We start from the raw sequence: 25,618 nt of genomic DNA, 5'->3' as shown, positions 1-25,618 counted from the left end.
GTTACCCCTTTGATATTTCTAATGCTTTTTTCAAGATTGTTTTATTCATTTCTGAAGCAGAAACATTGGCTTCGTACGTTCGAACCGCTTGCAACATTGCCACCATTTCATCGGCAATATCCACATTTGATTGACCGACATATCCCTCAGCGTTGGCAGCGGGATTGGTAGGATCATAGGTCAGTTTTTCCGTCTCATCGGCAGCGATCCCCGTCACTTTGACACCGTATGTAGCCGGTGTTCCTTCACGACTATTTTTTAAATTTTCTGAAAAAAGAATACTCTTTTTTTGATAAGCCGCGGTTGTTTGTGTTTGATTTGTATTTACATTTGCGATATTGCTGGAGATCGTATCTAGTTTTAACCGTTCCAATGCTAGACCGCTCGCGTTGATCGTTAGTCCGTTAAATATACCCATTTGTTTTTCCTGCGCTTTCTATCAATTACTCAAGACAAGGTTCATCATTTGTAAGCGTCCGTTGACTTGTGCGGTCAATGCACTGTAATACAACCCATTGGCTGCTTGATCCAACATCTCTACCTCAAGATCCACGTTATTGCCGTTGTCTTTGATACTGGTAGTTGCATTTTCAGTGATTTTCGGTTTTACTTGAGAAACTGACGCTTCTGTTACAGCGTCGGTCCCTGACGAAGCGAGTGCCTGCTTTAATTCGCTTTCAAACACAATGCGTTTTGCTTTGTACCCATCCGTGTTGACATTAGCGATATTAGACGAAATCAATTCTGCGCGTTGTGCAGAAACGTTCATAGCTGTTTTTAATAAATCATAGGTATCCAACAATAATTGCTCCTTCCACCTTCTGTACCAAACGTTTTTTTCATCGATGGAACAGAAACAAATATATTTATTTATTTTTTTGTTATAGATTAAAAAAACAAGAAGACGTGATGTCATTATAGTAGAATTATTTTTATTTTACAATTTGATTTTTGCAACTTTACGGATATGACATTTAAGTTACAGACGTGTTATGTTATTTGTTAAACACTGTTTCATCGCAATTTCGTCCCCAGTTATAAAAAGCAAACGATCGATATAAAGCGTTTTACAAGCATATCTATGCCTTTTGATCAAAATCAATTTTTTGATAAAAAAACAAGTATTATTCGAAAAATTGATTAAAAAATTTTCATTTGTGCCTGTTGACATGACAAACCCTGAGAAACGCTTCACGAAAAAAAACGGTACCATCTATAAATATTCACAAAAATTGCAAGCTGTACCATTTCAACAATTTGACGAAACTTGTCAAAAAAAGAACAAAAAAAGGAGAAACAGAAAATTTATTTTAGTTATTTTTTGGATTATTTTTTTTTGCTATTAAGAATGATTTTAATTCACCGATAAAATAAATGAGGGTTTAAAACCTGGAAATAGAATTTAGGAGGACGCAACAAATGGATTTTTTCTTGCTGATCGGTATTATTTTAGGATTGATATCTGTGGTGGTTGGGATGATTGTAAAAGGTGCCAATGTGGCCGTTTTGATCAATCCGGCAGCCGCGATCATCATTTTCGTCGGTGTGATCGCAGCCGTTATCAATTCATTTCCCAGCAGTGATATCAAAAAAATCCCGAAGATCTTCGGCGTTCTGCTGAAAAATAAAGAATACGACTTAAAAACAACCATCAATACCATCGTTGAATTAGCTAACCAAGCTCGGCGCGATGGCCTACTATCTCTTGAAGGTGCTATCCAAAACTTAGAAGATCCTTTTTTAAAAAAGGGCTTGGAAATGGTGGTGGATGGCATCGCTGCCGAACAGATCCAAGAAATCATGGAAAATGAGATCTATGGGATCGAAGAACGGCATCGCATCGGCTCGGCTATTTTTAAAACCGCCGGCACGAGTTCCCCGACCTTAGGGGTGTTAGGAGCCGTGATCGGGCTGATAGGGGCGCTAGGCAATTTAGAGGATGTAGAAGCACTGGGTCATATGATCTCGGCGGCTTTTGTGGCGACCCTTTATGGTATTTTCTTCGGTTATGTGCTGTTCATTCCTTTTAGCTCACGATTAACTTTGAAATCGGAGCAAGAAGTCCAAATGATGTCGATCATCGTTGAAGGGGTCTTAGCGATCCAAGCCGGACAATCGCCGAAAAGTATTGAGAAAAAATTATACAGCTTGATCGATCCGAAAAAACGGCAAGAACAATTATAAAGGGTGAAGCGACATGAAGCGAAAAAAGAAACATGAAGAACATGTAGACGAAGCGTGGCTTTTGCCTTACTCGGATATGTTGACCTTGCTGCTGGCCTTATTCATCGTCATGTTTGCCATGGCGAAAGTCGATGATGAGAAGTTTCAAGAAATCCGAAGCGAATTCGGCACCATCCTTTCCAGCCACCACAGCAACGCCTCCGTCATCGGGTCAGTGATCGATATGGGCGAGACCACGCCGCGAAAAAAAGCCGCCACTTCTGCCGAAGCACAAGCGCAAGAAGCAGCGGTCCGGACCCAACTGGAAAATCAGCAGCTAGAAAAAATCAGCGACCAGCTGTCACAAGAACTCGCCGCTTCTGGCTTAAAAGACCAGACAGAAGTCCGCTTGGAATCCGATGGCTTGCATATCACGCTAGCCAGCAGCATCTTGTTTGCCTCTGGTAGCGCCGAGATCACGGACACCACTCGTCAGTCACTGGATCTACTATCGGACTCACTGAAAAAACTAAAAGCCAACAAAATCGTGATCGCCGGGCATACCGATAACGTACCGGAAAAAGGCAATGGCCGCTACCAATCTAACTGGGATCTTAGTTCCGCTCGTGCGATTACCGTTATGGAATACTTCATCAGCAAAGGCGCCGTTTTAGAAAAAAATGCTGCCATCCAAGCCTTTGCCGATACCGAACCGAAAGCCGATAACAACACCCCACAAGGCCGCTCGGAAAACCGCCGCGTGGAGATGATCATCCAGCGGACCGAAACGACACAATAGCCCGTAATAAGGTTTTATAAATATCATTATGAAAAGCCAAGATGAGCAACATTCGTCTTGGCTTTTTTGTAGTCTCCTCCTCAACAAACAAAAATCACTCATCAGCCATTCTTGCGAATAGCTGATGAGTGATTTTTTTGCTTGATTTATTTCTCCACTTCAAAACGATTGGTCAATCGCTTCAACTCTTCTGCAATGTCTCTGAGGTCTGCCACATGGTTGGTAAATTCATCCATGGTTGCCAAGACTTCTTCTGCATTTGCGGAAACTTCTTGTGTGCCAGCGGCATTTTCTTCCGTTGATGCGGAAATGTTTTCTAAGTTTTCCAGTACACTGTTTTGAATATTTTCGATACGGGCACTGGCTGCTTCAATATGATGGATGCCTTCGATCATATAGCTACTGCGTTGGAAAACTTCTTTTGAAGATGAGATCGCTTCTTTGATCAAGTTGGTTTGGCGAACGCCGCCTTTGACAGACGCCGACGTTTGTTTGACCATTTGACTAGACTGCTCACGAATTTCTTCAATGATCGCTTCGATCTCTTTGGTAGAAGCTTTGCTTTGTTCCGCCAATTTACGGATCTCAGCAGCCACGACGGCAAAGCCTTTGCCAGACTCGCCAGCACTTGCGGCTTCGATTGATGCATTCAAGGCTAGCAAGTTGGTTTGGTAAGAAATATCGTTGATGACCCCGATGATCGAGTTGATGTTTTGGATACTATCATTCATTCCCGTCATATTCGACATCAAGCGCTCCATCTGTGCCAACTCTTGTCGCCAACTGTCATCGACTTGATCCATGATCGTTAAGTTTTCTTGATTGATCTTCGTAGATTCTTGCGACTTGCTGCTCATGCCGCCAACATTTTCTCGTAATTCTTTCACGACTTGCGACAGATTTTGCATTTGTGACACGCTGTATTCTGTTTCTTGGGCTTGAGCACCGGTCACTTCAGCTATCCCCGTAATGGTTTGAGAGACTTCTTCTGTCGCAATATTGGTTTGTTTTGACAATTCTAATAAAGAATCCGACATTCCTGCGACACTGTTGCTTTCTTTTTGTACTTTTTGGATCAATGCACCCGTGCCTTCGATCATCACATTGTAATTGTCCGCCATTTGCTGGATCTCATTGCCTGCTTTGTCTGGATATACAACTCGGCGTGCCAGTTGATCCCATGTCCATTTTTCGCCTTTGGCTCGTTTGGTTTTGCTCATCTTCTCTAGTTTGCCTTCACCGACTTTTCTAAAGTAGCGATTGAAGCAATCGATGATCGCTGCGACTACTTTGATCGCGGCATACGAAACCAGTCCTACAAAGAGCAGCATCAAGATCGTAACGATAATCGTGGTGCGGACTAACGCCCCTAACTCTTTGTCTAGATCACTAGCTTTGACTTCGGAGTACGCCCAAACATTGGAATCAGCAGACTTGTCATACAACACATCATTGACTTTATTCGAGTCGCCTAAGCCAACCATGCCTGTCGGATCTTTGGCGTCTTTGATTTTTTGGAACACTTCTTCTTCTTTGATATTCTTACCGATTTGCTTGGTATTTTTTGAGGTCACGATGACCCCAGATTCTGAAACTAAGGTGACATTCCCAGTCCGCCCTACGGTAAAGGAAGACAAGATGTTTTGAATGCTTTCATAGGAAACATCGACGCTTAAAACCCCCACTTGATTATGGGAATTTTTGACCCGGATCGAAGCCGACGTCACAAATTGATTCGACACCGTATCTAAATAAGGTGCTGTCCAATACACTTCTCCTTCGGCTTTCACGGCCCCTTTGTACCACGGCCGAATTGTAGGCTTGTAATCATCCGGTAAGGGATTGAAGGTCACATACTCATCATCTTCTGTCCCAAAAGTTACTGCTAAGAAGCTGTTGCTCCCAGCAATCGCTAAAGAAAGATCTGAACGGATACGTCCCATGCTGAATTCTGTTTTCATCGCTGGCAGTTCAGCCATTGATTTCAATTTGCTTTCCGTCGATCGGCGCAAACTCTTTTCTTCCGCCAAGATCAAATTGACGGCACTTTCTTTGTTCAAATCATTTCGTTCAATCAATAAGTTCTTGGTGGTTAAATAGGAACTTGTCAGCATGACAATGATCGGGATCCCCGCAACCAGCATCAAGGTGATCATCACATAAATTCCTATCGTCTTTTTTCTTTTTTTCACAACTGTGCCACTCCTTCATTTCCAATTTCACACGATCCACTGAAGACTCGTCCGTAGACGACCCTTAGTAAGGATAATCGGTCATTTCTTTGAATATTTAAGAGGATTCATTGTCAGAAACGGCTGCAAGCGCATTTTCTTTTTTGCTAAGGCTTACAGTTGCTGTTGTAACGAATAGAAAAGCTCCTCAGTCATCAAGGAGCGTTGCGACTGCATAAAAATAGCCAGTACGGAAGTTTCCGCACTGGCTGTAGGGTCCCTTTAATAGGACCGCTTCTATTGCCTATAATTCTTTGATGACGGCTTTTTCTTCCGCCGTCAAAGCGAAATCAAAGAGCGCTAAATTTTCGGCTTGATGTTTTTCTGAATGGGATTTCGGAATCACGATCACCCCACGCTCGATTTGGTAACGCAAGACCACTTGGCTCCAGTTTTTTTGATGCGCTTCCCCGATTTGGGTCAAGGTTTCCCGTGCCGCTTCCGAAATCCGGGAAAGCGGACCCCAGGCTTCTGGAACTACCTGATTGGCTAAGGAATAGGCGATGATCGCGTCGTTCCACTTGCCTGGATGCGATTCGATCTGATTGACCGCTGGTTTGATCCGACTGTTTGCCAATAAATAGCTGAGTTCTTCTTCTTGGAAATTGGACACCCCGATTGCTTTTAAGACTCCTTTATCGACATAAGCCTCAAGAACCGCCCAGACAGCGGCGATCTCTGCCAAGTTGTCCCACGGATGATGGATCAAATAAAGATCGATCGATTCCGTCTGCAAGGCTGCTAAACTCGCTTCGACAGACGCTTTCACGGCAGCTGCATCTTGCGTATGCTCTGGTTTGCCAGGAATCTTAGAAGTCAGGAAAAATTCGCTGCGGTCAATCCCGCTTTCCTTGATGGCTTTGCCAACCACGGCTTCGTTGCGGTAAGAAATCGCCGTATCAAAATGCCGATACCCAAGCTTGATGGCAGTCAATAGCTCTGTCGTATCATCATTGATCGCACCTTGGTATTCTCGGTTTTCTTTCCCAAATGTATTCGTCCCGCTGCCGATCACTGGAATCTGAATGCCGGTATTCAATTCAATCGTTTCCATGCTGCTTCCCCCTTTGTGTTGTTTCTAGTCTATCAAAAAAGCAGGAGTAAGGGGAAGAAAAACTCTTATTGCCGCTAAAAAACGGGGAAAAGCACAAAACGCATGTTCAAGCAGCCCCTCCTCCGTTATACTGAGGGTAAGATACGAAACACCCAAATAAGGAGGGTTACTTTTGAAAAAAACACTGTTTTTTCTTTGTGGATCACTGACATTCGGTTTAGGTACTTTAGGAATATTTTTGCCTTTCTTACCTACAACCGTCTTTTACTTGCTGACGGCTTATTTCTGGCTGCGGAGTTCCGATACCTATTATCAACGCTTGGTTCAATCAGAAAATTATCAAAAATACATTGAAAAACCACTCGTACAAAAACAGCTGAGCACCAAGGCAATGGTTCGGATGTTTGCCATGATGCTGGTAGTCTTTGCAATTCCTGCACTGCTGATCCCTAATCTGCTGGTACGTTTCGTCCTCGCTGCCATCTACCTCGCCCATGTCATTGGAATCACTTGGTATTTAAAAGGACGCAAACCTGCGATCCAAAAAACGGATCAGCCCCTGTAAGGACAAAGCTGTACGTACACACCGTAATCCACCAAGCAAGTGAACCTTGCTAGTGGACTGCGGTGTATTTTTTCTCCTATTTTAGCGGGTGCTCACTGACGCCTCTTCGATGATGGGGGCTGATTGGGCGATCGCTAACCAAGCAGCAGGGATCCGGTATGGGGAACAAGAAACATAGTCGATGCCGATCTCTCGCAAAAACGCAATAGAATAGGGATCGCTGCCGACTTCGCCACAAACACCGATCGAGTGCTCTGGCTGCCGATCTCTTACGCCGGCGATCGCTTGACGCATCAACGCGCCAACACCTACCTGATCTAAGTGCTGGTAAGGATCTTCTTGTAAGATCCCCGACTGCAAATAGGCTTGGATAAAGCTGCCGGCATCATCCCGCGAAAAGCCAAAGGTCATTTGGGTCAAGTCATTGGTACCAAAACTAAAGAACGCCGCCTCTTCAGCACACTCCCCAGCAATCAAGCACGCTCTAGGCGTCTCGATCATCATCCCGATCTCGATGTGCAACGGTTGCTGAAGGGTTGCTTCTGCTTGAGCGATCACCTGTGTCAACGTCTCTTTCAACACCTGCAGCTCTGCGGGCAAACTGATCAGGGGCAATAAGATCGCCGCCTCTACCTCGACTCCTTGCTGCCGCAACTCCACAGCCGCTTCACAAATCGCCGCTGTTTGCATTTCATAAATTTCTGGATAGCTGAGTCCTAAACGGCTGCCGCGATGCCCCATCATAGGATTGACCTCTTGCAGTTCGTCAATTCGCCGCTCGATCACTGCCAATGATTTTTTACTGCGGCGGGCCATCTCAAGGCGTTCATGCTCATGGGGCAAGAATTCATGGAGTGGTGGATCTAATAACCGAATCGTGCATTTCTTTCCTTGCGCGGCCTGCAGCATTTCTTGGAAATCGGCTTTTTGATAAGCCTTGATCTCAGCCAAAGCCGCCAATCGTTCCGCCTTCGTTTCTGCCAAGATAACTTCCCGCATTTTCCACAAACGCGCTTCCCCAAAAAACATATGCTCCGTCCGTGCTAAGCCGATGCCCGCTGCACCAAAGGCCAGCGCAGCCTCAATGTCATTTTTCGTTTCCGCATTTGCGTAAACCTTTAGATCTGCCTGGGCTTGTGCCCACGTCAAAAGCTGATCCAGCAAAACCCGCTCCTGTACACTGGTCATAGGCAGCTGCCCTTGATACAGTTTGCCAGTGCTGCCGTCTACGGAAAGTACGTCACCTTCTTCAATCCACAGCTCGCCGCAGCGGGCCTGTTTCAAAAATGCATCGACACTTAATGCCTCGCACCCTACCACACAGCAGACCCCCAGACCACGGGCGACCACCGCCGCATGAGAAGTCATCCCCCCACGAGCGGTAATGATCGCTTCACTCACCACCATGCCTTCAATATCTTCAGGTGAGGTTTCCTGCCGCAGCAGCAGGACTTTTTCTCCTGTGCGGCTGGCTTTTTCCGCCGCCTCTGCAGTGAAATAGACATGTCCTGAAGCTGCCCCTGGACTAGCCGGCAAGCCCTGCGCAAAGGCTTCGGCTTGCTGTAAGGCTTCGGGGGCAAATAACGGGTGCAACAATTGATCGATCATTTCTGGTGTGATTCGGTCTAAGGCTTGCCTGATGGTGATCCGACCTTCTGCGACCATATCCGTTGCAATTTGCGCTGCCGCAGCGGCGGTTCGTTTGCCGTTTCTTGTTTGCAAGACAAACAACTGGCCGTCATCGATGGTAAATTCAATGTCTTGCATGTCTTGATAGTGATCTTCCAAACCCTCAGCCAGTTGCTTTAGTTCCTGATAAATCACAGGATGTTGTTGCGCCAACGCTTGGATCGGTTGTGGTGTACGAATGCCAGCAACCACATCTTCCCCTTGGGCACACACTAGAAATTCGCCGAAAAGTCCCGGTTCCCCGGTTGCTGGATTGCGGGTAAAGGCGACACCCGTCCCACTATTTATCCCACTGTTGCCAAAAACCATTTCTTGAATCGTTACGGCAGTCCCTAGATCGTCAGGGATCCGATGGAGGGAACGGTAGGTCTTAGCCCGTGGGTTGTTCCATGAGCGAAAAACTGCCGTGATGGCTGCCAATAATTGCTGAAACGGGTCTTGGGGAAACGCTTCTTGGGTATGTTCCATATAAATACTTTGAAACACGCGGCAGATCATTTGCCAGTCATTGCCGGTCATCATTTGGTCTGACACATAATTCTGCCGTTTCTTATAATCTGTCAAATAGGCTTCAAAGTGTTCTTTTGCTACACCTTTCACCACATCCCCATACATCTGGATCAAACGGCGGTAACAATCATAAGCAAAGACGGGGTCCCCCGTCTGCTGAGCCAACCCTTGGACGGTTTCATCATTCAACCCAAGGTTTAAGATCGTATCCATCATCCCTGGCATGGAAAACTTGGCACCACTTCGGACAGAAACCAATAACGGCGAGTGCAGTCCGCCAAATGTTTTGTTCCTGCGGACTGCCAATTCTTCGATGGCAGCTTTGACTTGCTTGATGATCGCCTCAGGAAGAACCTGTTCTTCTAAATAGGTCAGGCAAATGGTGGCCGGGACGATAAATCCCTGAGGAACAGGCAAACCCAAATTGGTCATCTCCGCAAGATTTGCCCCTTTCCCGCCTAATAATGCTTTTTGCTCTTTCGTGCCTTCTGAAAACCATACGACTGCTTTTTCCATCATGTTCCTCCTTTTAAATGTTATATACTATTTCGATTAATTAGCAGTATATAGTATGGCACATTTAATCGTCAAGCCAAAAAAAGAAAACTTTTAAGGGATTTATCCTTTTTAAAAGAGAAGGATTGCCTTTTCATTCGGAAAATCATATAATCAATAGCATAGCACATAAAAGAAAGAAGGTGACACATTGGAATTAAGCCAAAGACAAATGAAAATCATTGAGATCGTCAAAGAGCATCAGCCGATCAGTGGGGAGACCATTGCGAAGCAGTTGGGTTTGAGCCGCGCAACCTTGCGGAATGACTTATCGATTTTGACCATGACCGGTTTATTAGACGCTCGACCGAAAGTCGGCTATTTCTATACAGGACAAACCGTTGAGCCTTTGCTTTTCGAAAAACTCTACCATACCAAAGTTGCAGAAGTCATGATCCCACCGTTGCTGATCTCACAAACGGTCTCCGTTTATGAAGCAGTCACGACTTTGTTTATGTACGATGTCGGTTCCCTCTATGTCAAAAATGACCAAGACGAACTGATTGGGGTACTCTCCCGCAAAGATCTGCTGCGCTTTGCGATCAGCAATGCCGCACCGGAAAAAACACCCGTAGCGATGATCATGACTCGCATGCCAAACATCGTGACCATCACACCGGAAGAAACGATCTTGACGGCTGGTACGTTGTTAGGACGACATGAAGTCGATACCTTGCCAGTGGTCGATCCACAGGAACCAAAAAAAGTCATCGGCAAAATCACGAAGACGCGGCTGATGAATTACTTTATTCAAGCAGGCAATGACAGTGACAACACACACTTTTAGGGGGCAAAAACAATGAAGAACGTTCGAATATATTTGATTTCAGATTCCGTAGGCGAAACGGCACAAAAGCTGATCGCCGCCGTTTCCGCGCAGTTTCCCACGATCGACCTTTCAGATATCCAGCTCTTTCCCTTTACTAATGATGAAGAGAGCTTAGGCGAGATCCTCAAAGATGCCTTGCTAGACAAATCGATCGTCGTTACCACCTTAGTCAATAAAGAATTAGTCGCTTTTGTTGATGCCTTTGCCAAACGGACTGGTTTGCAGCATGTCGACTTTATGTCGCCCTTGACCACGATGCTGGAAAAAACATTCGGTGTAGAAGCCGTCCAAGAGCCTGGTGCCTTGCATCGCTTGAACCAAGCATATTTCAGCCGGGTGGCCGCGATGGAATTTGCGGTGAAATACGACGACGGCAAAGACCCACGGGGATTTCTCGATGCTGACTTTGTCCTATTAGGGGTTTCGCGAACCTCAAAGACCCCATTGAGCCTATACATGGCAAATCGCGGCTACAAAGTGGCGAATCTGCCTTTGATTCCTGAAGTCGCTTTGCCAGCCGAAGTGCACCAAGTAGACCCACGGAAAATGGTCGGTTTGACTACGAATCCAGAATCCCTTACGGAAATCCGGCGGTCCCGGATGCATTCATTGGGCTTGAAAGAAGAAACCCATTACACCAATTGTGAACGAATCGAAGCAGAATTAGCCTACGCGAATGAATGGTTCAAAAAGCTGAACATTCCGGTGATCGATGTCAGCAAACGCTCCATTGAAGAAAGCGCGATGCTGATTGAAGAACAAGCCAAAGAACAGGCCCATGTTCAATAAAGACACCTTGGCAAACCTGACCGAGATCATCAACTTGGAAGCCATCCAGCAGCTGCCGAAAGCTACCGAGCATTTTGTCAGCGATCTGCATGGCGAATACGATGCCTTTGACCATATTTTGCGGAATGGTTCTGGCAGTATTCGAGAAAAAGTCGAGACTTTGTTTACCGGTGTCTTGACGAAAGAAGAACAGACCGAACTCTGTTTTGTCATTTATTATCCAGAGGAGCTATTACAAGAACAGGCCTGGACCCCTGCCGATTGGCGCTTGAAGATGGCACAGCTAGTGAAAGTTGCCCGCTTTACTTCCAGTAAATACACACGCTCCAAGGTACGCAAAGCATTGCCGACTTCTTTTGCTTACATCTTAGAAGAACTGTTGTACCAATATGATGCCGACTTCAATAAAGAAGCTTACTATCAGGCGATTTTTGATAAGATCATTGAATTAGAGGCAGCCCCGCTTTTTTGCCAAGAACTGGCGTACTTGATTCAGCGTTTCGTAGTGGACCATCTCCATGTCTTAGGCGATATCTATGATCGAGGACCGGCGCCAGACAAAATCGTCGATCGCTTGATGACTTTGCCTTCACTGGATATTCAGCTAGGCAACCATGATATCTTGTGGATCGGTAGCTTTTGCGGCTCGCTGCCCTGTTTGGCCAATACGATCCGCATCGCTGCTCGCTACGGCAATTTGGCATTATTACAAGATGGTTATGGGATCGATCTATCAAAAGCACTGGCTTTTAGCCAAAAATATTACACAGAAAATGCCGGCTTTTATCCGCAAAAAACAGTGGACCCTTTATCAAGCCAGCAAAAAAAAGCCGCCATGCTTTTGCAGCAGGCATTTGCCATCATCCAATTCAAAGTCGAAGCAGCCGTGATCCAGCGGCGACCGGCATTTGCGATGGCAGAGCGCTGCTTATTGCATCGCTTGTCTCAAGATCGACAACAAATCCAGCTAGACCAGACCTATCCTTTGATCAACGGCTGTTTTCAACTAGTAGATCCCGATGATCCTTACCGTTTGACAGCCGAAGAACATGAAGTATTGCAAGATTTGCTGAGCCAATTTCAACGCTCGCCCCGCTTAGCTGCGCATATGCGCTTTTTGGTCGAGCATGGCACATTGTACCAGCGCTTCAACGACAACCTACTGTATCACGGCTGCCTGCCTTGTCGGGAAAACGGCGATTTCCTGGCCTTTACTTTCCAGCAGCAGCCCTTAGCAGGCAAAGCGTTGATGGACTTTTTTCAGCAATGTTTGCAGGAAAGTTTTGCCCAACCAGAAAACCAAACAGACCTTGCCACCGATATGATCTGGTATCTTTGGTGTGGCGAAGGCTCTTCCCTCTTCGGCAAAAAAGCCATGAAAACCTTTGAGCGCTACTTTATAGCAGATCGCAACACTCATACGGAACAAAAAAATGCCTATTATTCTTTAAGGGAAAACGAAGACTTCTGCTGCCGTGTCCTAGCTGCCTTCGGTCTGCCGTCGACAGGTCACATCATCAATGGCCATACCCCTGTCAAAGTGCGTAAAGGCGAGACGCCCATCAAGGCAAATGGTCGTTTGTTGGTGATCGATGGCGGACTCTCTCGCTCCTACCAATCAGTCACAGGCATTGCCGGTTACACGCTGTTGTCAAATTCCTTCGGCATGACCTTGGCGGCGCATCAACCCTTTACAGATCGCCAGCAAGCCATCCAGCAGCGACGTGACATCGTCACTCAGAAAAAAATCGTCGTGCGGCAAACGGAAAGAACAACGGTAGGCCAAACAGATATCGGCAAGCGGCTGCAGCAAGAAAGCCGAGTGCTTTTTGAAGAATTAAAAAATCATCCGATCCCTTGACGAGTCATTCGTCAACCAATCGGATGATTTTTTTTACAGTCCTTTGGAACTATGAAAGGCTTTGAGTTTTTCCAACGCCTGCAGCACAATGATCAAGACCAAGATCGCTAACGCCAAAAAGAGCGTTTCTAACCCTTTTCCTTGCGCTAAAAGCAGCTCTCTTAAAATTGCTGTGATACTGATCAAAATCAAGTAACGCACCGGAATATGGTGACCTTCTTTTACGTAACGCAATAACATCAAAATAATTTCCAGTAAAATAAACAATGTCGCGATCTCTTCGATCAATAAAGAAAGATCGCTAACTTCATGCAGTGGGATCACATGGACAACGATTTTGTAGATCGCTTCCGCCATCACCACCAAAACCAACAGAACCAACAGTCCTAACATAATATCAACCACAACACTAATCAATTTTTCGAAGTGCTTAAAATACTTTCCCATAACACCCCTCCTCGCACTTATTATAGCGAAACTACTCAGAATCACTTTATGATATGCTTGCAAGTGCAGCTTTTTTTATGGAGGCATTGAATAAAAACGTAAGACAGCTCTTTTCTGTTCCAGCAATCCTCCAAAAAACCTTCCTCTTTGCTACTTTTTGAAGTCTCAGAGTGAGGAATCGCGCATCCTTCGTACACTTGGTGTGTTCGTGGCTCTGACCATAAGCAAATAAAAAAGCTAGGCTCAAGGCCTAGCTGAAATGGTCCCTTTAGATGAGATTGATTTTTACAGTCAGGCTCAGTGAGCCCCTTCGACTGTTAGATCAACATTTTCACTCGTATCTTCCGCAGCTTCGTCGTCGCTATTGGAGGTTTCTGAAGACGGCTCAGTCGTTTCACTGCTGGAGCTGCTTGTTGTAGTACTGGTCGAACTCGTACTGGAAGAGCTTGAAGAACTGCTGCTAGCGCTACTGCTAGAAGTATCGCTGGTGGTGGTTGATCCGCCACTCGGCGCGGTACTCGAACTGCTTTCGCTACTTGCAGAAGTGCTGACGCTAGGCTCTGTCTCTGCTTCACTTACGGAAACAGACGTGCCTTCATTTGTCGACGCTTCGATCGAGCGACTAGTCGTTGAAGGCGATGTGTAAGAACTAACACTGGCTTCATAAAAAATCTGACTGGAATCAGAGGTTTCTTCGATACTGCTGCTTGCTGTCTGGTAAGGTGGCTCGGAGGAACTACTGGAAGAATCTCGTACAAAGGGCGCAGCCACAAAGGCATTGGCGTCTTGATTGATCGCCACACTCAAAAAAACCGCAACAAAACAACTGACTAATGCCGACTGCATATTGAACTTAAATTTCATCGCACTCCCCATCCTTTCCCCAAAAATGTGGTTGGCTCTTCCGACAACGCTCTATCTCATTCTTATATTATACAAAAAAAAGCAATCGTCAACAAATTAAGTTTTATTTTCAAAAATGACAAAGACATAATTGTCTGTTGCACAAAAAAAGCCCGAGGACAACTGCCGATCACCTGCGGGCCCATCCCTTCACTAAGGGTTGGCAGATACGACGGATGCTTGTTCCTCTGGCTTTAATGATTCCTTTATTGTTTAACCCCTTCTATTTATAAGTTACGCAGATGGTTGGGGTCATGGATCGGTGCTTCAATATCGCTGTCTCCCATGCGGGGCGTTGGATGGACGGACTCATCTGGCATTGCTGTTTCGCCTGGTAACGGTTGATCGATGATCGGACCAGTATCTGCATCACGATCGGTTATTTTGTCCATCGGCTGATAATCGTAGACACCGACAACGAGTTTGTCTCGTTCAAGGTCATCACGATAACCATATAACGGATCATGCTCATCATGCCTATGATCGGAATCGCCGAAAGAAAAAGCATCTTTGATTTTTTCCCAAAGCGAACGATCTTCATCCTCACTAGCTGCCTGCTCCACTTCCACATCGTCGATGGATTCTAACCCAAATTGATCGATGACTGTTTGATTCGCAAACAGCACGATATCCTCTTTGCCATAGCCTTCGTTTGTCAATTGCTCAATAACCGGTAATACTTCTGTTCGAGTGTCGTAACTGCCAATAATCGTTAGGTTTCTGTTGTGCATGTGAAATCCTCCTTATTTTGTGTACGCTTCGATCGTTCTGGTTCTGAAGCAATTCCTTTAAAACTAGCAATTTCTATTGCTTCTTTCATTCTAACGCAGGGTTCTATGATTGACCAAATAGTTTGATTGCGCTTACGGAAAACAAGCGGTTTCTTGAAAAAAAACTAGCTGCTCCGGAAGAAGCGGATCCATCATAAAAAAAACGCGTGAGCCAATGGCTTGCACGCGGTTTTTTTGCTTGTTACTTGGAAACGATCAGTTTTTGACCGACAAAGATCGTATAGCTGCTGTTGATGTTGTTCCATGATGCGAGTTGGCTGATGCTGGTATTATATTTTTGTGCCAGTGACCATAAGCTGTCCCCTGATTTCACCGTGTGCGTCTTCGTTGAACTGCTGCTGGTATTCGTATTAGAAGACCCACTGCTAGCAGACGTCAAGTAGGCACCACTGACCCAGCCTTTGCCAGAAACATAATACCATTTGTTCGTGCCATTGACGGTCGTCCCGGTTTTTGTTGCGGTAACCGTGACGGTTGCTCCTTTACTTAAAGAACCAGTAATACTACTGCTGGTAGAAGCATCGGAACGAACATTTAAAATCTCGGTGGTTTTCATTTGCTGATTTGTGGTTGTTGAACCGTTATTATTGGAAGAGCTGCTGGTTGTTGTCAAGTAGGCACCACTGACCCAACCTTTGCCAGAAACGTAGTACCACGTTTTATTGCCTTCCACTGAAGTGCCGTTCTTTTTCGCTGTCACGGTAACGGTCACCCCTTGACCAAGCGTTGTCACGACACGGCTGCTGGTAGAAGCATCGGAGCGGACATTCAATGCGGCCGTCGTTTTCATTTGTTGATTGATACTTGAACCATTGTCTTCTTTTTCCGCTTCAGAAGCATTATTGTTGGTCACTTCAGTAAGGTAGGCACCGCTGACCCAACCTTTGCCAGAGACATAATACCAATTTTTGTTGCCATTGACTGATGTGCCGGTTTTCATGGAAGTGGCAGTAAAGGTCGTGCCTTTGCTAAGTGACCCTACCACTGATCCGCTAGTGGACGCGCTAGAACGAATATTCATCGCTTCCGTCGTCTTCATTTGCTTGTTGATCGTCGTACCGGAATTGCCATTGTCAGAACCGGTGTTGCCTGATCCGCTATTGTTGTTTGAAGAGTCGGTCGAAACCTTCGTCAAATACGCGCCGCTGACCCAACCTTTGCCAGAAATCTTATACCACGTGGTGTTGCCATTGACGCTGGTGCCGGTTTTGGTCGCCGTTGCCGTAAACGTCGTATTAGCTGCTAACGAACCAGTAATAGAGGCACTGGTGGAAGCATCGGAACGAATATTCATAGATGACGTGGTTTTCATCTGCTGATTGATCGCTGTTTCATCACTGACGATCGTTTCATTGCTATTGCCGCCACCTGTGTTTGAGCTGCCAGTATCATATTGCGTTAAATTATACGTACTGATCAAATTGTTTAATTTGCTGGCATAAGAAGTATCGGTTGCATACCGCCCTTGTAGCCAAGCGGTTGCTTGCGTGTAAGAGGTCGTATTGCTTTTCCATGCACCGCTGTAATAGTAGTTGCCGCTAGAAAAACTCGTGTTGCGCAACACATATGCATTGTCTTCAAAAGACTCTTTTAATGATGGGTATTTCCGAAACTTAGCGCTGATCAAATAATAATTGCCAGAACCATCATCTTCATAGGTATCCATCGTCACGTATTGGCCGTTGTAGCTGCCTTTGATCCCAAACATATTGTTGGCTGTGGTCGTCAAAGTCGAGGCGCCCCAACCTGATTCCAAAATCGCTTGTGCCATCATAACAGAAGCATACAGATCGTTTGCTGCCGCCACTTCCGTTGCATAGCCGCAAATCTGACTGATAAAGGCAGCCGGATCGATCGTTGCCCGTGAAAATAATGCCCGACTAGTCAAATCAGAAAGGGCTGATGGTACTTCATCTGCTTCTAAGACTTCATCACTAGCGACTGTTGTGCGTTCTGTCGTCGCTGTTTCTGATCCCTCAGTAACTGCTTCAGCTCCTGACTCCTCCGTTATTTCCGAAGTTTCTTCGGTCACAACAGGTGCTGTCGTCGATTCTGTCGTTTCCTCAACCGGCGTGCTGTCGGTTTCTGGTGTAGTGTTTGTTGTTTGTTCAACGACCTTAAGGTCATTGCTGGTTTCTGTCGTTGCCGTTTCAGCCGCATGCCCTAAGGTCGGGATAAACGTTGATCCCGCTACTAAAGTAGTAGCCATCGTAATACTTTTTTGGGTGTATTGCGTGCGCTTCAAGCGCTTTTCTAAGCGGCGTCGTTCTTTACGAATTGTCATTTAATCCCTCCGTCGTATTAGCCTTTTTTTATTGTAACACGATTTATTAAAAAATGGGGGGTTAAGATGAAAAAACAGTGAAATCAACGAGATAAATTCTTGCTATGAAACAGTTTTCTCTTTTGCTTTATCAGCCAATACTCTGTTCTAAAAAAAGAAAAAAGAGTTGTTTTAGCACCAAAAAAGCAGCCTTTATCAAAAAGACTACTTTTGGTGAATTGTTATTTAATAACAGGTGCGGGCTTTTTGGCTTTTTTTAGCATCGCATAGCCTATGTTGAGAACAAGCCCAAAAAGTGCTAAGAAAATTGCCGTATAGAAGGCTTTTGTATAATCTCCTTGGTTACTTTCTGCGATTGCTGCTGCAACTCTGGGGCCAAAGAATGCCGCCGTAGAATAACCAATAAAGACGATTCCATAGTTGACCCCTTGATTGATCGGTCCGTAATTTTCCATAACGATCGATGGGAAAACCCCCATCACGCCCCCGAAGCACAGTCCTAAACCGATGATCCCGACAGTGAAGATCACAGTTGTTTGACCAAGCGTCAATAAGAATAAGGACAATGCCACCACGCCATAGATGATCATCAACGTATTCGTCCGACCAATTTTATCAGAAACGGTGCCCCAAAGGACACGACCAAAACAGTTGCTCAATGAGTACAAGCTGACATAAAAGGCAGCGGCCGCTGCCGTCAAACCAAACATACTTTGCCCGATCACTGAGGCGTTGGAAGCAATCATCAAACCTGAGAAAGCCCCTACCCCTAACATAACAATAATCAAGTAAAAAGTTGGTGTCTTCAGCATGTCCAACCAATTTAGATTGATTTGAGGACCATTTTTTCCTTGATCCGCTGGTTGCCAACCTGCTGGACGGTAATTTTCTGGTGCTTTATGAATAAATAGACTAGCCACCAAGACGATCACGATATAGGCAATTCCTAAAATCCGAAACGCCGCTAAGACATCTTGTGATTCGATCAAACGATTCGCAATCGGTGCGGCAATAATCGCTGCCCCACCCATACCTGCTGTGATCAAGCCCGAAGCCAGTCCCCGTTTATCCGGGAATAACCGAATCGTATTGCTTAAACAAGCCGAATAGGCAAAGCCTTGCCCTAAACCAGCAAAGACTCCATAAGTCAGGTACAGCATAGCGGGTGAGTTGACCAAACCCGTCAGGAAGAAACCCGCTCCGAACAACACGCCTCCGCCAGCGATGACCCATCTAGCGGCTCCTCGGTCTGTCAGCAAACCACCCAAAATCATGGTAATCGGGCCAACTGCGGCATTGATGGTAAAGGCTAGCATGATCTCTTCCATGGACCAACCTTTTAATTGACTAAGAGGTCCTGCAAAGACACTAAAGGCGTATACAGCACCCGTACACAGCAACACTGCGGTCGAAGCGATCAGAATCAGCCAGCGATTGATTTTTGTTTCCATTTTTTCTCTCCTTTGTTTTAAGCATGTTACTTTATTCACATGTTTTTTCAAAAGCTAGCGCGCGTGACAAGTCACAACGCGCAAGGCTTTTTATTCGAGATGTTCTGCGACTGCTGTATTTCCAGCAATCCGGCCAAAAGTAAAGATGTCTGTCAACGAATTGCCGCCTAAGCGATTGCCGGCATGGATCCCCCCAGCAACTTCCCCTGCTGCATACAGCCCTTCAATGATTTGATCTTCCTTCGTCAACACATGGGTTTGCGGATCGATCTTCAATCCCCCCATCGTGTGGTGAACCGCTGGTTTTCTTGGTGTGGCATAGAAAGGCGCTTTTTCCACTTTCAAGTCGAAAACATCTTTGCCAAACTCTGGGTCTTTCCCAGCATCCACATAGCTGTTGTATTTCGCAACAGTCGCCTCTAAGACGGCTGGATCAACATTGATCTGCTCTGCCAGGCCAGCCAAGGTCTCACTGCGGAACAGCGTACCAGCAGCTACTTGCTTATCGATTTTTTCTTGACTCGTGTTATAAGCGGTTTTCTTGATCTCTTCATCCGCGATCAAATAGAACAATCCGCCATTATCGATCGCCGCTTGGGTCAATACATCGCGGCTTTCGTACTCATTGACAAAGCGCTCCCCCTTTTGATTGACCATCACAAAGTTAGCTGGCGGCACTTGCAGCCCACTGAATAAAGCCCCTGTGTTCGGATCAGATACGGGCATCATTTGTGAAAAGCCCATGCCAACAAGGTCCGCGCCAGCACTTTCCCCTAGTTTGATCCCGTCACCAGTGATCGCTGGTGAATTTGACGTTTTGATATCGTCTTCGATCTCTGTCCAATAGGTATTGTATTGTTTCAACATTTTGGTGTTCGCTCCGAACCCGCCGGAAGCCAAAATCACTGCTTTGGCATGGATTGTGATTTTTTGACCGTTACGGCCTTCCCCGATGATTCCAGTAACCTTACCATCTTCGATCAATAATTCTTTGACAGGCGTATCGGTTAAGATCGTTCCGCCATGTTCTTTCACGAATTGATGCAAAGCCGATACAAAGGCATACCCTTCGTTTTTAACTGGTTTATGCCCACGGCGCCATTTCGCTCCTACTGGCATATCGACATTGTTCATATCAAATTCTACGCCGATTTCTTCTAACCATTTCACTGAGGCCAATGCTTGATCCGTCAAGATTTTCACTAGCTCGTACCTCCCATAGATCGGTTGCCCATTCAAATCTTTGCGTTTTCCGCCTAGATAAGTTTGGATTCGATGCCACAAAGCAGAATCAAACAAGTATTCTTTTTCTGGCGTCGTTTCTGAAAGATACGCAGTGATTTGTGCCTTCAAAGCTTTGAAGTCTGGCAAGTATTCTGCATCGATGTCTTGTTCATCGATCGTCAGCACTTCTTCTAAAGCACTGCGTTCGCCAGGCAATGCGGAGAAGCCGTTTTGCCATTTTGGATCCGCAGCATTCATCGGTCCGCCAGTACGTACAGTATTGCCACCAATCGCTGGGAATTTTTCTACTAAGATCACGTCTTTATTGGCTTGCAGCACACTGGCAGCTGCACTCAGACCTGCGCCGCCACCACCTACGACAACGACATCGGTAGTGTACGTTTCATCTTCTGTTTGCAAAGCACTGGCGGCTTTTGGACGTTTGCGCAAGACATCTGGGTTCGCACCAGCCATTTTCACGGCTTTTGCTACGCCATCAACGACACCGTTACTAGTAACCGAAGCACCAGAGATCGCATCGACATTCAAGGTTTGCCCTTCAATGATCTCTTGAGGAATCCGTACGAAAACGACATCAGCGATCCCTTCTGATTCACCAGACGTATCGATATCGATGGCTTCGATCCGTTCTTCGCTTAATTTGACGACCATTGGCAGATCCCCGTTATGTCCTGGTGCTGTGACGGTGTATTCACCAGGTTCATAAACGACTTCTTCTGGTACGTTCAACAAATTGGCGACTTCCGTAAACCGAACGAACTTGCGGAAACAGCTTTCCAAAAAGTCGATCGTTCGTTGATCTTTTAAATTGCCTTGTTCATCAAAGGCTTGATGCGCACGTCCCAACAAGAACTCATTTCCTGGCATAACTGTCGCATTGACACCTGGAGCGTCAAGGATTTGGCGCAAATGAAGCTGTGCTCGGGAGGAGCCTTGCACATCGTAGGATGCGCCGACGATCATCACTGGTTTGCCATCAAAGGGATGGAGATTGAAGGAGAGCCATTCCAAGACGCTTTTCAATGCGGAAGGAATCGAATGGTTATGCTCTGGTGTTGCGATAATCACTCCATCGGCTGCTAAAATCTTGCTATTTAACCGTTGGATCACTTCGCTATTGGTTTGATCTTGTGTTTCATTGAACATTGGAACATCCTTGATTTCCAGCAGTTCAATTTCTGCTAGGGCAGCAAATTCTCGCTGCATAAACGCTACTAATTGGCGATTGGTCGATTTTTTGGCGTTCGTTCCGATTAGGCCGACAAATTTCATGACTAGTTCCTCTCTTTCTTATGCTTGTTCCCACGAAAATTTCTTTGCTCGTTCTTTAGCCGTTGAATATTCACTGACCAGACGGTTCGTGATTTCGACGAACAAGACAAATTCATTGAAACAGTCTTCTAGTTCGGCAACTTTTTCGTTATCGATCAAGTTTCCTTGTTCATCGAAGGCTTGCATGGAATGCCCTAACAAAAATTCCGCACTCGGCATGATTCGGGCTTTTACTTCAGGCGCATCTAAGATCTGACGCAAGTGGGCTTGGGCTCTCGATGAACCTAATGCACCAAGAGAAGCACCCGTGATCATCACTGGTTTATCGATCAAAGGCCGCGTCGTATAAGAAAGCCATTCGATCATGCTTTTTAACACCGCTGGGATCGAGTGGTCGTATTCTGGTGTACTGATGATTACCCCATCTGCTGCTTCGATCTTCTCTGACAAGGCTTGGACTGCCGCTGGTGCCGTCCGATCTTCTGGTTCATTAAATGCCGGCAGATCACTGATTTCGCAAAGTTCGATCTCCGCTTGGTCACTAAAATGGCTTTGAATAAATTGCAGTAAGCGACGGTTGGTCGAACGCGTCGAGTTGGTTCCTACGATTCCAATCAATTTCATTATCATCTCTCCTAATTGTGAATAATTTAACATTTAACAAAAAATAAAAAGTTTTTGACCATTGGCTTTGATTTCTTTTTTCAATCGTTTCTCAAGTTGTTTTTTACGACCTACTGAGATGAAAGGCTTCTTCCTAAACAAAAAAATCTTCCCCAAGTACCCATTAAGTGTACGGCTGAATTCTTTATTTGTGAAATATTTATTTAATTATCCATCGATAACAAATTTGTTATAATGAGAAAAATGACTAGGAGGACAACGCGATGGCACTTAAAGATTCCCATCTGATGCTGCAATACCTCGATACCTTGTTAAAGCATAGCAACTACACCAAAGCCGCCAAAGATCTCTACATTTCACAGCCTTACTTGACGCAAACCGTGAAACGAGCCGAGCAAGAGCTAGGGACCCCCATCATCAATCGGCAGCCGGGACATTTTCAACTGACGGAAGCTGGTAAAATCTATTATCAATATCTAGAAACCTTGGAAACAGAATCTGCCAAATTGAAAAGTCGGCTGTCTTGGTATACCGCGACCGAGAAGCGTTCTTTGCGCTTAGGCATCTTGCCAAGCCTTGGTTCTTACCTGCTGCCGCTCTTTTTGCCTGCGTATTATGAACACTATCCCGACGTGCACTTTTTCTTGCGGGAAGACCTGCCGAAGCACAATGAAAAACGCCTGCTGAATGGGCAGCTGGACTTTTTTATCGGACAAAACCCTGAGACGATCGCACCGAATCTAACGGTCCACAGTACCAATCAAGAACGGTATCTAGCGATCATTCCGCCTTGTTCTTCCCTGTATCAACCAGGGAAGCGGTATTTAGCGCCTGATTCATTGGCCGTCAAAGACTTGCTGCAAAGTCCATTGATTTTGACCGCCAGCGGCTCGGCGATTCGGCGCCAAATCGATCAATTGCTGCAAAAATACAAAGTAGAGGCGACGGTTCTCATAGAAAGCAGCAATATTTATACAGCAGCGGCATTGGCAGAAAACAACCTTGGGATTGCGATCGTACCAGAAAGCGTGCTACAAGCAGCGACCGCGACCCCTTTTAATCTTTATCCAATGCCAGAGGAACTCTTGTCCCTCACCTATTTTATTGCCCACCAAGCCGAACGGGCATTGTCAAACAGCGAAGCCGCCTTGATCGAGACCTTTTTGCACCACGTCTAACTTTCTTTTTTTACAAAAAAAACAAGCAGCGATCACCTATATTCCTAGGTAGTCGCTGCTTGTTTTCATTCTGCTGTTGGCGTTTCGATCAAACGTGCTAATTCTTGCGGATAGATCAATTCACCTTGTTTGGTAATGACTAATCCAGTGATCCCTTCTAACGGCGCCAGCTCCTGCAAGATGGCTGGTGGCTCTTTGCCGAATAAGCGGGTCGTCCAAATCTCTCCATCAACCGATTTGTCGGATAGAATCGTGACACTGGCAATGGCTGACTCTAACGGATAGCCCGTTTCTCGATCAAAGATATGATGATAGGTCTTGCCCGCTACCTGATAGGTTCGTTCATAGATCCCTGATGTAACGACTGACTGATTGTGTACCTTCAACGCGTCGACAAAATTCCCTCTTGGCAAGAAAGGATTTTGGATCCCGATCCGCCAATAGCCATCAGCATGGCTCGGGGCATCGCCGTAAGTAACCACATTGCCCCCAAGATCGATCAAAGCTGCTGTGACACCGACCTGCTTGAAATACGCCATCAACAAATCAGCAAAATACCCTTTCGCAACGGCCCCTAGATCAAGCTTCATGCCGGCAGCTAACCCAACGGTCTGCAGCGTTTCATCCAAAACGATCTTGGCGGGATCAGTCTTTGGCAGCAGTTCAGCGATTTTCTCAGGCGTTGGTAGATGGGCATCTTGAAACCCGATTCGCCATTCCTGCACTAAAGGACCGATGGCAATATTTAAGTAGCTATCTTTTGGCAAGCTATGGGTTTTCCCTAGTGCGATCAATTCAACCAATTCCGGTGTGGCGGCGATCGCTCCTTGTCCTGCCTGCTGATTGATCTGCATCAACTCCGACGTAGGGTCATTGGCACTAAAACGCTGTTCAAAGGCCGCGGCTCTTTTCGCTGCTTCCTCTAAGATCACTTCTGGGGTTTCATGCTGCACCCAAATCGTGATCACCGTTCCCATTCCCTGTAACACTCGTTGACCTTCTGCCATTGTCCTTGCTCCTTTGTCCTCTTCTTTTGGCTATCATAGCAGTTTCTGGGAGAAAAAAGTAGTCTGCGGGATGCCGCCACTGCTTTTTTTGAAAAAAAAACTGCGAGGTCACCCTCGCAGTCTGCTGTCTCTATTGCTCAATGATAAAAGTCGAAGCGGCCTTTCGCCAATACTTCTTTGACCCCACCGGTTTGGTACAAGGAACGGTCCATAATGGCTTTTTTCACCACGGAAGCGGGATAGCCTTTGATGCCCATTTTCCCTACTAAGCCAAAGGCATGGGTATTGCCGATAGACGCCACTGAACCTAATGATTCAAAGTGGAAATCTGTTGGTTTTTCCCCGTTCATTTGACGTAAGATATTTTTACCCGCATGCTGCCCCATCTTCAAAGCGATTTGAGCCGTTGTTGGATACGGGCGATTGGTCGCTGGGTCCATGACTGCTGAAACATCACCGACAACATAGACGTTACTATGATCAGGGTCTGTTAGGTCTTGATTGACCATCACACGACCACGACGAGCAGAAAAGTCTGATTCAGCCATCACATGGCTGCCGCTGACGCCTGTGGTCCAAACGATGGTTTTGGCTGATAATTCAGCTGTTGCTCCTGTATCGGCATCATCTTGATAGACAACGACACCCGGTTTGATTGATTTGATGGGTTTACCAGTCAGGAAGTTCACGCCCCATTTAACGAGATTTTTGATCCCATAATCCGATAGTTTTTCATCAAACATCGGTAATAAACGAGTCACTGCTTCGACACAATACAGTTTGATGTCTTCTGGCTTGACGCCTGCTGCTTTCGCAAAGGTTTTACGGTTTTCCACCAATGAACCTAGCAATTCGATTCCGGTAAAACCAGCACCGCAGACAACGATTTTTAGGTAGTCAGGATTTTGTGTTTCTTTGTATGCCTTCATTTGTTTCAACAAATGATGATAGATGTTTTCTGCGGAGTCGACATCCACCATTTCCAACGCATGCTCCTCGACACCAGGGATCCCAAATGATTCTGATTCAAAGCCTAACGCCACGATCAAATAATCATACGTGCACGTGGATTGATCTTTAAAAACGATCACTTGCTGGTTACGATCGATCGACGCCACTTCCTTTTGAACAAAGCTCGTCTTTTGGGGACGAACGACATCATTGATGGGATAGCAAATGCGGTCTCTTGGTTGCGTACCAGCCGCAACTTCATGAAGATCGGTTGCCTCATAATGATAATCGTTTTTGTCGATCAATGTGATGTGAAACGCTTCTTTTGCTCCTTGCAGTACGTGCAATGCTCGCAATCCAGCATACCCTGCTCCTAAAATGACAACTTCCTTCATGTTTCCTTACTTCCTTTCTTTGCTG

21 protein-coding genes are annotated in these 25,618 nt (G+C 45.8%); 7 read left to right on the top strand and 14 right to left on the bottom strand.

What is annotated here, in order from left to right; translation table 11 throughout:
- Window position 1 precedes the first annotated feature (1 nt).
- Together flgC and flgB are read right to left on the bottom strand one after the other, a co-directional pair.
- Window positions 2-418 carry a flagellar basal body rod protein FlgC gene (flgC, locus tag IGI86_RS00515; RefSeq protein ID WP_005232807.1) on the bottom strand — a complete coding sequence of 139 codons (417 nt, stop codon included), beginning with the start codon at window positions 416-418 and terminating at the stop codon, window positions 2-4.
- 21 nt (window positions 419-439) lie between these two features.
- On the bottom strand, window positions 440-799 hold the full coding sequence (gene flgB, locus IGI86_RS00510) for a flagellar basal body rod protein FlgB (protein WP_034872092.1): 360 nt from the start codon (window positions 797-799) through the stop codon (window positions 440-442).
- 620 nt (window positions 800-1,419) lie between these two features.
- Between flgB and motA the strand changes: the two genes are divergently transcribed.
- Both motA and IGI86_RS00500 read left to right on the top strand, forming a co-directional pair.
- Window positions 1,420-2,184: a flagellar motor stator protein MotA gene (gene motA / locus IGI86_RS00505; protein ID WP_005232810.1), complete on the top strand. Its 765-nt coding sequence runs from the start codon at window positions 1,420-1,422 to the stop codon at window positions 2,182-2,184.
- Window positions 2,185-2,197: 13 nt separating this feature from the next.
- Window positions 2,198-2,962, top strand: a complete 765-nt coding sequence (locus IGI86_RS00500) for an OmpA/MotB family protein (RefSeq protein WP_008376629.1) — start codon at window positions 2,198-2,200, stop codon at window positions 2,960-2,962.
- Window positions 2,963-3,108: 146 nt separating this feature from the next.
- Here IGI86_RS00500 and IGI86_RS00495 read toward each other — a convergent pair whose 3' ends face one another.
- Both IGI86_RS00495 and IGI86_RS00490 read right to left on the bottom strand, forming a co-directional pair.
- Window positions 3,109-5,154: a methyl-accepting chemotaxis protein gene (locus IGI86_RS00495; protein WP_016611618.1), complete on the bottom strand. Its 2,046-nt coding sequence runs from the start codon at window positions 5,152-5,154 to the stop codon at window positions 3,109-3,111.
- A 283-nt stretch (window positions 5,155-5,437) separates the two neighbouring features.
- Window positions 5,438-6,247, bottom strand: a complete 810-nt coding sequence (locus IGI86_RS00490; protein ID WP_086298940.1) for an aldo/keto reductase family protein — start codon at window positions 6,245-6,247, stop codon at window positions 5,438-5,440.
- 172 nt (window positions 6,248-6,419) lie between these two features.
- Between IGI86_RS00490 and IGI86_RS00485 the strand changes: the two genes are divergently transcribed.
- Window positions 6,420-6,812 carry a YbaN family protein gene (locus IGI86_RS00485; protein WP_005232815.1) on the top strand — a complete coding sequence of 131 codons (393 nt, stop codon included), beginning with the start codon at window positions 6,420-6,422 and terminating at the stop codon, window positions 6,810-6,812.
- 81 nt (window positions 6,813-6,893) lie between these two features.
- Here the strand turns inward: IGI86_RS00485 and ppdK are convergent, their stop codons facing one another.
- Window positions 6,894-9,527: a pyruvate, phosphate dikinase gene (ppdK, locus tag IGI86_RS00480; protein ID WP_086298939.1), complete on the bottom strand. Its 2,634-nt coding sequence runs from the start codon at window positions 9,525-9,527 to the stop codon at window positions 6,894-6,896.
- A gap of 190 nt (window positions 9,528-9,717) precedes the next feature.
- Here ppdK and IGI86_RS00475 point away from each other — a divergent pair, with 190 nt between their 5' ends.
- The 3 genes from IGI86_RS00475 to IGI86_RS00465 are packed head-to-tail and all read left to right on the top strand — an operon-like array spanning window position 9,718 to window position 13,045.
- Window positions 9,718-10,353, top strand: a complete 636-nt coding sequence (locus tag IGI86_RS00475) for a helix-turn-helix transcriptional regulator (protein WP_005232817.1) — start codon at window positions 9,718-9,720, stop codon at window positions 10,351-10,353.
- 12 nt (window positions 10,354-10,365) lie between these two features.
- Window positions 10,366-11,184: a pyruvate, water dikinase regulatory protein gene (locus IGI86_RS00470; RefSeq protein ID WP_005232818.1), complete on the top strand. Its 819-nt coding sequence runs from the start codon at window positions 10,366-10,368 to the stop codon at window positions 11,182-11,184.
- Window positions 11,174-13,045, top strand: coding sequence for a fructose-1,6-bisphosphatase (locus IGI86_RS00465; RefSeq protein ID WP_086298938.1), 1,872 nt, complete (start codon window positions 11,174-11,176; stop codon window positions 13,043-13,045). The genes IGI86_RS00470 and IGI86_RS00465 overlap by 11 nt, the downstream gene beginning before the upstream one ends.
- 33 nt (window positions 13,046-13,078) lie before the next feature.
- Here IGI86_RS00465 and IGI86_RS00460 read toward each other — a convergent pair whose 3' ends face one another.
- From IGI86_RS00460 to IGI86_RS00430, 7 genes are all read right to left on the bottom strand, one after another.
- Complete coding sequence (locus IGI86_RS00460) at window positions 13,079-13,492, bottom strand: phosphate-starvation-inducible PsiE family protein (RefSeq protein WP_005232820.1); 414 nt, start codon at window positions 13,490-13,492, stop codon at window positions 13,079-13,081.
- A 297-nt stretch (window positions 13,493-13,789) separates the two neighbouring features.
- Window positions 13,790-14,356: a hypothetical protein gene (locus IGI86_RS00455; protein WP_005232821.1), complete on the bottom strand. Its 567-nt coding sequence runs from the start codon at window positions 14,354-14,356 to the stop codon at window positions 13,790-13,792.
- Window positions 14,357-14,622: 266 nt separating this feature from the next.
- On the bottom strand, window positions 14,623-15,126 hold the full coding sequence (locus IGI86_RS00450) for a general stress protein (RefSeq protein ID WP_008376644.1): 504 nt from the start codon (window positions 15,124-15,126) through the stop codon (window positions 14,623-14,625).
- 241 nt (window positions 15,127-15,367) lie between these two features.
- Window positions 15,368-17,470, bottom strand: coding sequence for an SH3 domain-containing protein (locus tag IGI86_RS00445; RefSeq protein ID WP_008376646.1), 2,103 nt, complete (start codon window positions 17,468-17,470; stop codon window positions 15,368-15,370).
- A gap of 221 nt (window positions 17,471-17,691) precedes the next feature.
- The gene (locus IGI86_RS00440; RefSeq protein WP_086298937.1) at window positions 17,692-18,921 is read right to left on the bottom strand and encodes an L-lactate MFS transporter; all 1,230 of its coding nucleotides are present in this window, start codon (window positions 18,919-18,921) and stop codon (window positions 17,692-17,694) included.
- 90 nt (window positions 18,922-19,011) lie between these two features.
- Window positions 19,012-21,438 carry a flavocytochrome c gene (locus IGI86_RS00435; RefSeq protein ID WP_086298936.1) on the bottom strand — a complete coding sequence of 809 codons (2,427 nt, stop codon included), beginning with the start codon at window positions 21,436-21,438 and terminating at the stop codon, window positions 19,012-19,014.
- 18 nt (window positions 21,439-21,456) lie between these two features.
- Window positions 21,457-22,062, bottom strand: a complete 606-nt coding sequence (locus IGI86_RS00430; protein ID WP_008376652.1) for an NADPH-dependent FMN reductase — start codon at window positions 22,060-22,062, stop codon at window positions 21,457-21,459.
- Window positions 22,063-22,325: 263 nt separating this feature from the next.
- On the opposite strand from IGI86_RS00430, the gene IGI86_RS00425 reads away from it, so the two are divergent.
- Window positions 22,326-23,240, top strand: a complete 915-nt coding sequence (locus IGI86_RS00425) for a LysR family transcriptional regulator (protein WP_005232829.1) — start codon at window positions 22,326-22,328, stop codon at window positions 23,238-23,240.
- Between the two features lie 65 nt (window positions 23,241-23,305).
- On the opposite strand, the gene IGI86_RS00420 is transcribed toward IGI86_RS00425, so the two are convergent.
- Both IGI86_RS00420 and IGI86_RS00415 read right to left on the bottom strand, forming a co-directional pair.
- On the bottom strand, window positions 23,306-24,247 hold the full coding sequence (locus tag IGI86_RS00420; protein WP_430617640.1) for an FAD:protein FMN transferase: 942 nt from the start codon (window positions 24,245-24,247) through the stop codon (window positions 23,306-23,308).
- A 137-nt stretch (window positions 24,248-24,384) separates the two neighbouring features.
- Window positions 24,385-25,593, bottom strand: coding sequence for an NAD(P)/FAD-dependent oxidoreductase (locus IGI86_RS00415; protein ID WP_005232831.1), 1,209 nt, complete (start codon window positions 25,591-25,593; stop codon window positions 24,385-24,387).
- Window positions 25,594-25,618 lie beyond the last annotated feature (25 nt).

It is taken from the genome of Enterococcus sp. AZ188 (assembly GCF_050544075.1).
Classification (GTDB): domain Bacteria; phylum Bacillota; class Bacilli; order Lactobacillales; family Enterococcaceae; genus Enterococcus_D; species Enterococcus_D entomosocium.
This window is presented reverse-complemented; position numbering and strand designations above follow the sequence as displayed.

Coding starts and splice junctions, on each gene's coding strand:
- flgC (WP_005232807.1), bottom strand. CDS start 418: ATGGGTATATTTAACGGACTAACGATCAACGCGAGCGGTCTAGCATTG.
- motA (WP_005232810.1), top strand. CDS start 1,420: ATGGATTTTTTCTTGCTGATCGGTATTATTTTAGGATTGATATCTGTG.
- IGI86_RS00500 (WP_008376629.1), top strand. CDS start 2,198: ATGAAGCGAAAAAAGAAACATGAAGAACATGTAGACGAAGCGTGGCTT.
- IGI86_RS00490 (WP_086298940.1), bottom strand. CDS start 6,247: ATGGAAACGATTGAATTGAATACCGGCATTCAGATTCCAGTGATCGGC.
- ppdK (WP_086298939.1), bottom strand. CDS start 9,527: ATGGAAAAAGCAGTCGTATGGTTTTCAGAAGGCACGAAAGAGCAAAAA.
- IGI86_RS00470 (WP_005232818.1), top strand. CDS start 10,366: ATGAAGAACGTTCGAATATATTTGATTTCAGATTCCGTAGGCGAAACG.
- IGI86_RS00465 (WP_086298938.1), top strand. CDS start 11,174: ATGTTCAATAAAGACACCTTGGCAAACCTGACCGAGATCATCAACTTG.
- IGI86_RS00460 (WP_005232820.1), bottom strand. CDS start 13,492: ATGGGAAAGTATTTTAAGCACTTCGAAAAATTGATTAGTGTTGTGGTT.
- IGI86_RS00455 (WP_005232821.1), bottom strand. CDS start 14,356: ATGAAATTTAAGTTCAATATGCAGTCGGCATTAGTCAGTTGTTTTGTT.
- IGI86_RS00450 (WP_008376644.1), bottom strand. CDS start 15,126: ATGCACAACAGAAACCTAACGATTATTGGCAGTTACGACACTCGAACA.
- IGI86_RS00445 (WP_008376646.1), bottom strand. CDS start 17,470: ATGACAATTCGTAAAGAACGACGCCGCTTAGAAAAGCGCTTGAAGCGC.
- IGI86_RS00440 (WP_086298937.1), bottom strand. CDS start 18,921: ATGGAAACAAAAATCAATCGCTGGCTGATTCTGATCGCTTCGACCGCA.
- IGI86_RS00435 (WP_086298936.1), bottom strand. CDS start 21,438: ATGAAATTTGTCGGCCTAATCGGAACGAACGCCAAAAAATCGACCAAT.
- IGI86_RS00430 (WP_008376652.1), bottom strand. CDS start 22,062: ATGAAATTGATTGGAATCGTAGGAACCAACTCGACGCGTTCGACCAAC.
- IGI86_RS00425 (WP_005232829.1), top strand. CDS start 22,326: ATGGCACTTAAAGATTCCCATCTGATGCTGCAATACCTCGATACCTTG.
- IGI86_RS00420 (WP_430617640.1), bottom strand. CDS start 24,247: ATGGCAGAAGGTCAACGAGTGTTACAGGGAATGGGAACGGTGATCACG.
- IGI86_RS00415 (WP_005232831.1), bottom strand. CDS start 25,593: ATGAAGGAAGTTGTCATTTTAGGAGCAGGGTATGCTGGATTGCGAGCA.